Annotated in this window: 4 protein-coding genes and 3 pseudogenes; 2 read left to right on the top strand and 5 right to left on the bottom strand. The window is 59.2% G+C overall.

Features of this window, described 5'->3' with window-relative positions:
* Positions 1-148: 148 nt before the first annotated feature.
* A complete protein-coding gene (gene panD, locus NKJ77_RS30275; RefSeq protein ID WP_352536237.1) occupies positions 149-580 on the bottom strand; it encodes an aspartate 1-decarboxylase in 432 nt (143 codons plus the stop codon).
* A 1213-nt stretch (positions 581-1793) separates the two neighbouring features.
* On the opposite strand from panD, the gene NKJ77_RS30285 reads away from it, so the two are divergent.
* Positions 1794-2108: a site-specific integrase gene (locus tag NKJ77_RS30285; protein WP_352536238.1), complete on the top strand. Its 315-nt coding sequence runs from the start codon at positions 1794-1796 to the stop codon at positions 2106-2108.
* Positions 2109-2240: 132 nt separating this feature from the next.
* Here NKJ77_RS30285 and NKJ77_RS30290 read toward each other — a convergent pair whose 3' ends face one another.
* From NKJ77_RS30290 to NKJ77_RS30305, 4 genes and pseudogenes are all read right to left on the bottom strand, one after another.
* Entirely contained in the window at positions 2241-2825 is a 585-nt protein-coding gene (locus NKJ77_RS30290) for a recombinase family protein (protein ID WP_352536239.1), read from the bottom strand.
* Between the two features lie 248 nt (positions 2826-3073).
* On the bottom strand, positions 3074-3820 hold the full coding sequence (locus NKJ77_RS30295) for a tetratricopeptide repeat protein (protein WP_352536240.1): 747 nt from the start codon (positions 3818-3820) through the stop codon (positions 3074-3076).
* Between the two features lie 52 nt (positions 3821-3872).
* A pseudogene (locus NKJ77_RS30300) lies at positions 3873-4407 on the bottom strand (Tn3 family transposase); the annotation flags it as partial.
* Positions 4400-4616: pseudogene (locus NKJ77_RS30305) on the bottom strand (transposase); the annotation flags it as partial. The pseudogenes NKJ77_RS30305 and NKJ77_RS30300, both read right to left, overlap by 8 nt.
* A gap of 485 nt (positions 4617-5101) precedes the next feature.
* On the opposite strand from NKJ77_RS30305, the pseudogene NKJ77_RS30310 reads away from it, so the two are divergent.
* Positions 5102-6010: pseudogene (locus tag NKJ77_RS30310) on the top strand (transposase); the annotation flags it as partial.
* Positions 6011-6083 lie beyond the last annotated feature (73 nt).

The following is a 6083-nucleotide window of genomic DNA, read 5'->3' on the forward strand; positions in this document are numbered from 1 at the left end:
GGCCTGCAGCCATGGCGCGCACGGCCTCGATGTGCTGGGCCTGTCGAAGGTAGTTGTTGCGCTTGGGCCACGAACAAACAGCTGGATTAAACGAGACGCTTCTGCCCTTCGTATCTTTCACCGTCTGGTGGGTGCACCCGATGAGCTATCAGTGATTCGTTGTGCCAGGAGAGCCGTCGCGAACCGCGAACGTCATCGTTCCATCCTCATTGATCCCACCATCGTAGAACATGCGGTCGCGGACAGAATTGTCCGGGCTGAATGTCAGCACTCGCGGCTTGATCTCTACGATCCGATGCTGCTCAATATATGCGGAGGAGCAAATGATTATCTCATCTCCGACCTGGCAGGTGCGAGCAGCGGCTCCGTTCAGCACACAGCAACGAGAACCCCTCTCACCGTAAATGACGTACGTGCTGATTCGCGCGCCTGATGCCTTATTCCAGATCTCAACGAATTCCAGCGGAAGAATACCCACCTCTTCGCAATGATCTGGGTCCAGAGTTATTGAACCGTGGTAGTTCAGATCCGCGTCGGTTACAGTGATGCCATGAAGTTTTGCGGCAACGACTTTTCTCATCTACAGGTTTCCTCTTTCTATGGACCACTGCCCCAACGAGGGACTGCAGTGTCTCAGTCCCAGAGACGGGGATTGATCGATGTGCTGCGATAGGTCGAAGAATGGCTTTTAAGAAGGGATCGCGGTCACGACGGAGATCGCGGTCAGGCGCAGGTTGGCCAGTTATGGGGCGGAGGCCATTGCCGGTCCGCAGATGGCCTCTTTCCCGTAGAATAAGATCCGTCGCTGACCTAACATGTTCCTTTCATTCGATTGATTGCGATACCAGCCACAACATGAATGCCCTAGTCGGCAGCTTCCGCAGCATCGAAACCAACGTCGCAAACCTCGTGCCAATTTGGCCGATCGAGCCAGAAACAGCATTTTGTGATCGCATTCAGCTATTTAGCCTGAGGCCCAACAAGAGATTGGTTCAACAGCCTGTGTCGCGGACCCGACAAAGCGACATGAGAAGCTATGCGGGAAAGCGGCGAGGTGGCACCATCGTCGTAGACGATCGTGTCCAAAGTCGAAGATCTCAGCCGCTCAATAACTGTATTGGATCAAGCTCGCACTGTGCTCGTCGTTGTAGAAATGAGTCAGAATAGCTGGCTGGGTACCGGCGTTGGTGCACGGATCTTGGTCCAGGAATTTGCGGACAATTGCCGGCGCGCTCTTCCACAATACGATCGATAGCGCAACCTCGTTGTTTGCTGACAAACGGCAGCAGCAGTGTAAGCGTGTCGCGGTAGCTGGCTTGGGTGTTGCGGGAAAGAATGCGTGCGGCAATCAGGGTTCTCCAACAGGAAACGACGGATCCACGGACCAAGGAGACTCTCATCCTTCATGGTCGGCCCCCATTGCACTATTGCGCAAAGCGCTGGCTGGCTGCATCGAGGAGATCTGGCGTCATGTGCAAATAGCGCTGCGTTGAACATATATCGATGTGGCCAAGGTAGGTTGCGAGTTGCGGGAGCAACCGTTGCAGGTCTTGACCGGAGCGACCAGGCAATCACCCGGTGCACGGCGGCCGTGTGACGATAATTCCGAGCTCGGAATTAGCGGCACCGTTTCGCCGTCCAGGCCCTGACCAACTGGTCGAGCGGGAACTGCCGGTCCTCTCGACCTTTCTCGGCCACGCCAATGTTCGCGACACCTACTGGTATCTATCCGCCGCGCCGGAGCTAATGACTCATGCCGCGCGACTGCTGGATAAGCGGTGGGAGGCTCGCTCATGAGTGCCCCGAACGATCTGGCCGTGCTGATCGAGCGGTGGTTCACCGATCGGCTCATGCGACATCGAGGCGTAAGCTCCAACACCATCGCCTCCTATCGCGACACCTTCCGGCTCCTGTTTGCATTCGCGCAGACACGCCTTGGCAGGTCTCCGTCGCAGTTGACACTGCGGGATTTGGACGCGCCTTTCATCGGCGCATTCCTGGAGGACCTCGAGACACAGCGATCCGCCTCAGTGAGGACCCGGAATCTCCGCCTCACGGCCATTCCGGTCTTTCTTCAGATATGCGTCGTTCGAGGAGCCGGCCCATAGCGCCCAGATTCAACGCGTGCTCGCGATCCCGAGCAAGCGATGCGACAAGCGACAGCTTCAGTTTCTCACCAGGCCCGAGATTGAAGCGATCCTGGCCTGTCCGGATCGCAGCACATGGTTGGGACGGCGTGATCACACACTGCTCTTGCTGGCCGCGCAAACGGGTTGCGGGTCTTGGAGATCATCGATCTCGACCGGGACTCGATGATGCTGGGGCACGGTGCCCACGTGCGATGCGTTGGCAAGGGCCGCAAGGAGCGAAGTACGCCACTCACCAAGGTTGCACAGCAAGCCCTTCGGGGCTGGCTCAACGAGCCCAGGAAGCGGGGCGCAACGGCTCTCTTGGCGCTCGCGCCGCAGATTGGTCTCGAACTCGGCAAAGACACCAAGCATGTCAAAGAAGGCCTTACCGGCGGCGGTCGACGTATCAACAGGCTGTTCTGTCGCGAAGAGATGCGCGCCCTTCGTTTTGAGCCTGTCCACGATCACCTGGCATGTCGCGCAGCGATCTGGCCAGCCGGTCGATCCGGTGACGACAAGCGTCTCGCCGGCATGAATGAAGTCGAGAATGGTGTTGAGCTGCGGGCGGCCTTCCAGAGTAGAGCCGCTCTTCTGCTCCTCCCGAATGACCTCGCAGCCGGCGGCCTTGAGCGCGGCGATTTGCGCGGCGAGGTTCTGGTCGGTGGTGGAGGTGCGGGCGTATCCGATGCGGGTCATGCAAACTGTTCATTTTGGGTGTGCCGACGCGACGATCTGTTCATTAACGCAGATTGAGCCCTACGGACTTTTCCGGTCGCGACGTGTTCATGGCGGATGTTTAGGCCGGGTATACATCGGTTTCGGGCGGTCAGTTACGCCGTCTTCGTTGTTTCAGCTTTCTGGTAACTTCCGCCAGCCACGCGAATGCGCCGGGAGTGGCCTGCCAAGCCCTGCCGTTTTCCTCGACGTAGTCAGCTGCCTCGTCTTCACCGCCCATGGTGATGTATCCCTCCGTGGAGGCGACGAGAGGCTGCTTGCCGGACAGGACGCCCGGCACATGGCTGTTCGCGAGCCAGGCCTCCTCGGCAAGCCTTCCCGGCATCCGGATCGCTTTCACGAAAGGCAAGAAGGGCCCGCGTGTAGAGCCATGCAGCAGCGCAATCGTCTTCGTACCGTTTGAGCAGCTTCCTCAGGGCCTTGATGTCGTCGCGTGCCAGCAAATGCCCGGCCAGCACGTAGTGGATGCCCTGATTGTCATTCGGATTGAGCTCGAGCATCGCCTGATAATGGTCGATGGCCTCCTGATGCCGACCAAGCCGCCAGAGTACGGCGGCAAGACCTGCCCGTGCCCGCATGTAGGGGCGCGTCTCGAGAAAACCCCAGAAGTGACCGGCATATTCCTCGAACCCTTCCGGTCCGAGCGCCTCTTCTCCGGCCTCGACCCCCTTCTGGTAGCAATCCAGCATTTCCTCGACGGAGTTGGCCTCTTCCTCCGCGAGCAACACATAAGCGTCGGCGTACAACGGCGAGATTTTGAGCGCTTTCCTGGCCAGCGCGATACGCTTGCTACGACTGGTCGCTTCCCAGGCCTCATACATGACGTCTTGCGCGGCGTCGGTCGGGTCGCTCCCACGTTGTCCGCCGAAAAGACCTGTCATGAACCCCTCCATGCCGCGCCCGTCCGGCATCGGAGGCAGAGTATTGTCATTTTCCGGCTGCTTGGATTTCGCCACTGCCTTTTCGGGGCTTCTTCGATACAGGCATTTCTACATTCCCTTCGATGGGTCACGCCGCTTGTTTCTGCTCGAAATCGATCCGGCGATCCAGATCGAGATCGAAGCGGCCATAAGGATTGACATGGGCGTAGATGAACGGCGTCAGGCCGCGGTAGTCTTCCGGCGTCAGCCGTGCCGACCAGTTCGGCTCGGCGAGCACTGACTGCATCATGCGCGTGTTCACGTAGACCAGCGACGCCTGCAGCAGATGCAGGGCCATCGCCGATATCTCCTGATCGTCGAGCCGGTTGGAAGCGATCTCGCCACCCTTGCCGAAAAATACGAAGCTGGTGGCGCTGTTCCAGTTCTCGACGACGTTCAGCCCTTCGTGGATTTCGCGGCGAAACGCCTCGTGGCGCAAATACCTGCACAGGAAGATCGTCTCGATAGCCCGGCCAAGCTCGGCGAGGTGCCTTGTAGGTCGGGTGCATCATCTCGGCGCGGACAAAGCGCCGCAGGATCGCTTCGGGATCGGCTATCCCGCCATGCATGGCGACGGCATATTTGACCATCTCGTCATATTGTTGCTCGATCTCCCAGTTGATCGTAGCCTACATCGCCCGCTCGCGCGGCCATCGGTTGTACGCTCTTACGGTCGCCCGGCCCGATCAGACCAGCAATGTACAGCGGACACATCCGGCGCCGAGCTGGATGCGAAAGACCTGCCAAAAACGGTTGAAGCCAGTGCTCGAGATCGGCTTGCCAGTCCACATCCATTGATCGGCCCTCCACAAGCCGACCTCCTATGAATCACGCAAACTCTCTCTTGGGAATTCCAAAAACTCGCCCGCCGCTAAAAACCTGCCAAAGTAGTGCAAGGACTCGTTGCGCACGCTGTTATCAATGTCGCGCAAAAGATTCTCGACGCCGTCCGATGCAGGCGAAATCGCCAGGGCGGGCGCGACCTGACTTATGAGACCGGACGGATCATCGATTCGGTGCCGGCGCCGGTTTCGTCCAGCACTTCAATTGGGCCCCAATTTCGCAATGTTCCGGCAGGTGCACGACGCAAGTCGGTGAAATACAAGACCTGGCGTGATACCCAAAGGGGAAGCCAAGCTTGGTGGCCATCGCGCGCCCACAATAATCCATCTCGTTCTAGACTAGTTTCCGTCCACAAACGGGCAAATATTTGATTTTATTGATTGAATCGTAGCTTTGCGCGAGCAAGGCCCGGCGGTTTCAGGTATCTTGGATCATGCTACTGAGTCCAAAACCTGTCACCGCCGGAGCCCGACAATGCGCCAAGAACGCACCGTCCAAGCCAGCATATTCGATGTTTTCGCCACGCACGAGATCGGCCACGAGTTGAAGGCGATGTCGCAATGGCTGGACGAACATCGCGATCTGCTCGGCTTGGTGGCTCGCGATTTGGTTCGGGTCGGCGTCAAGGCCACCGGGCGGCAGGGCTTGCCGGGCGAAGCGGTATTGCGCTGCGCGATCCTCAAGCAGTACCGGCAACTGAGCTACCAGGAACTGGCGTTCCACCTCGAGGACTCCGCCTCGTTTCGCGCCTTTGCCCGCCTGCCGTGGTCATGGAGCCCCCAGAAGTCTGTACTACAAAAGACCATTAGCGCGATCCGGCCCGAGACTTGGGAACAGATCAATCGGACACTGCTGTCGGGCGCTCGGGAGGCGAAGCTCGAAGACGGCACGGTCGTGCGGCTGGACAGCACCGCGACCTCGGCACTCATGCACGAGCCGAGCGACAGCAGCCTGCTTTGGGATGCGGTGCGGGTCATGGTGCGCCTGCTGAAGCGGGCCGATACCTTGGCCGGCGGCGCCGGCTCATCATGGCGCGATCATTGCCGCGCAGCCAAGAAGCGCGCTCGCAAGATCCAGTTCACGCGCGGTCGACCCAATCGGATCCAATTCTACCGCGAGCTGATCGCAATCACCCGCACGACCTTGGCCTATCTGACGCAGGCGACCCAGCGATTGGCAGCAGTGAGCACTCCGCTCATCGCACTGTGGCAGGCCCAGGTCCGTCACTATCGGCCGTTGGTCGAACGCATCATCAGACAGAGCGAGCGGCGGGTATTGGCCGGCGAGCCGGTGCCGGCCAGCGAGAAGCTGGTCAGCCTGTTCGAGCCGCATGCCGATATCATCGTCAAAGGCAGCCGCGACACCGAGTACGGCCACAAGATCCTATGAGGAGGGTGGATAGCGACCTGCGCTGTGGCAAAGGTGAGGTTGCTAAACCCTAGACACCCTACCTTGG

The organism is Mesorhizobium sp. M0052, from assembly GCF_040323255.1.
In the GTDB taxonomy this organism is placed as follows: domain Bacteria; phylum Pseudomonadota; class Alphaproteobacteria; order Rhizobiales; family Rhizobiaceae; genus Mesorhizobium.

Coding starts and splice junctions, on each gene's coding strand:
- panD (WP_352536237.1), bottom strand. CDS start 580: ATGAGAAAAGTCGTTGCCGCAAAACTTCATGGCATCACTGTAACCGAC.
- NKJ77_RS30290 (WP_352536239.1), bottom strand. CDS start 2,825: ATGACCCGCATCGGATACGCCCGCACCTCCACCACCGACCAGAACCTC.
- NKJ77_RS30285 (WP_352536238.1), top strand. CDS start 1,794: ATGAGTGCCCCGAACGATCTGGCCGTGCTGATCGAGCGGTGGTTCACC.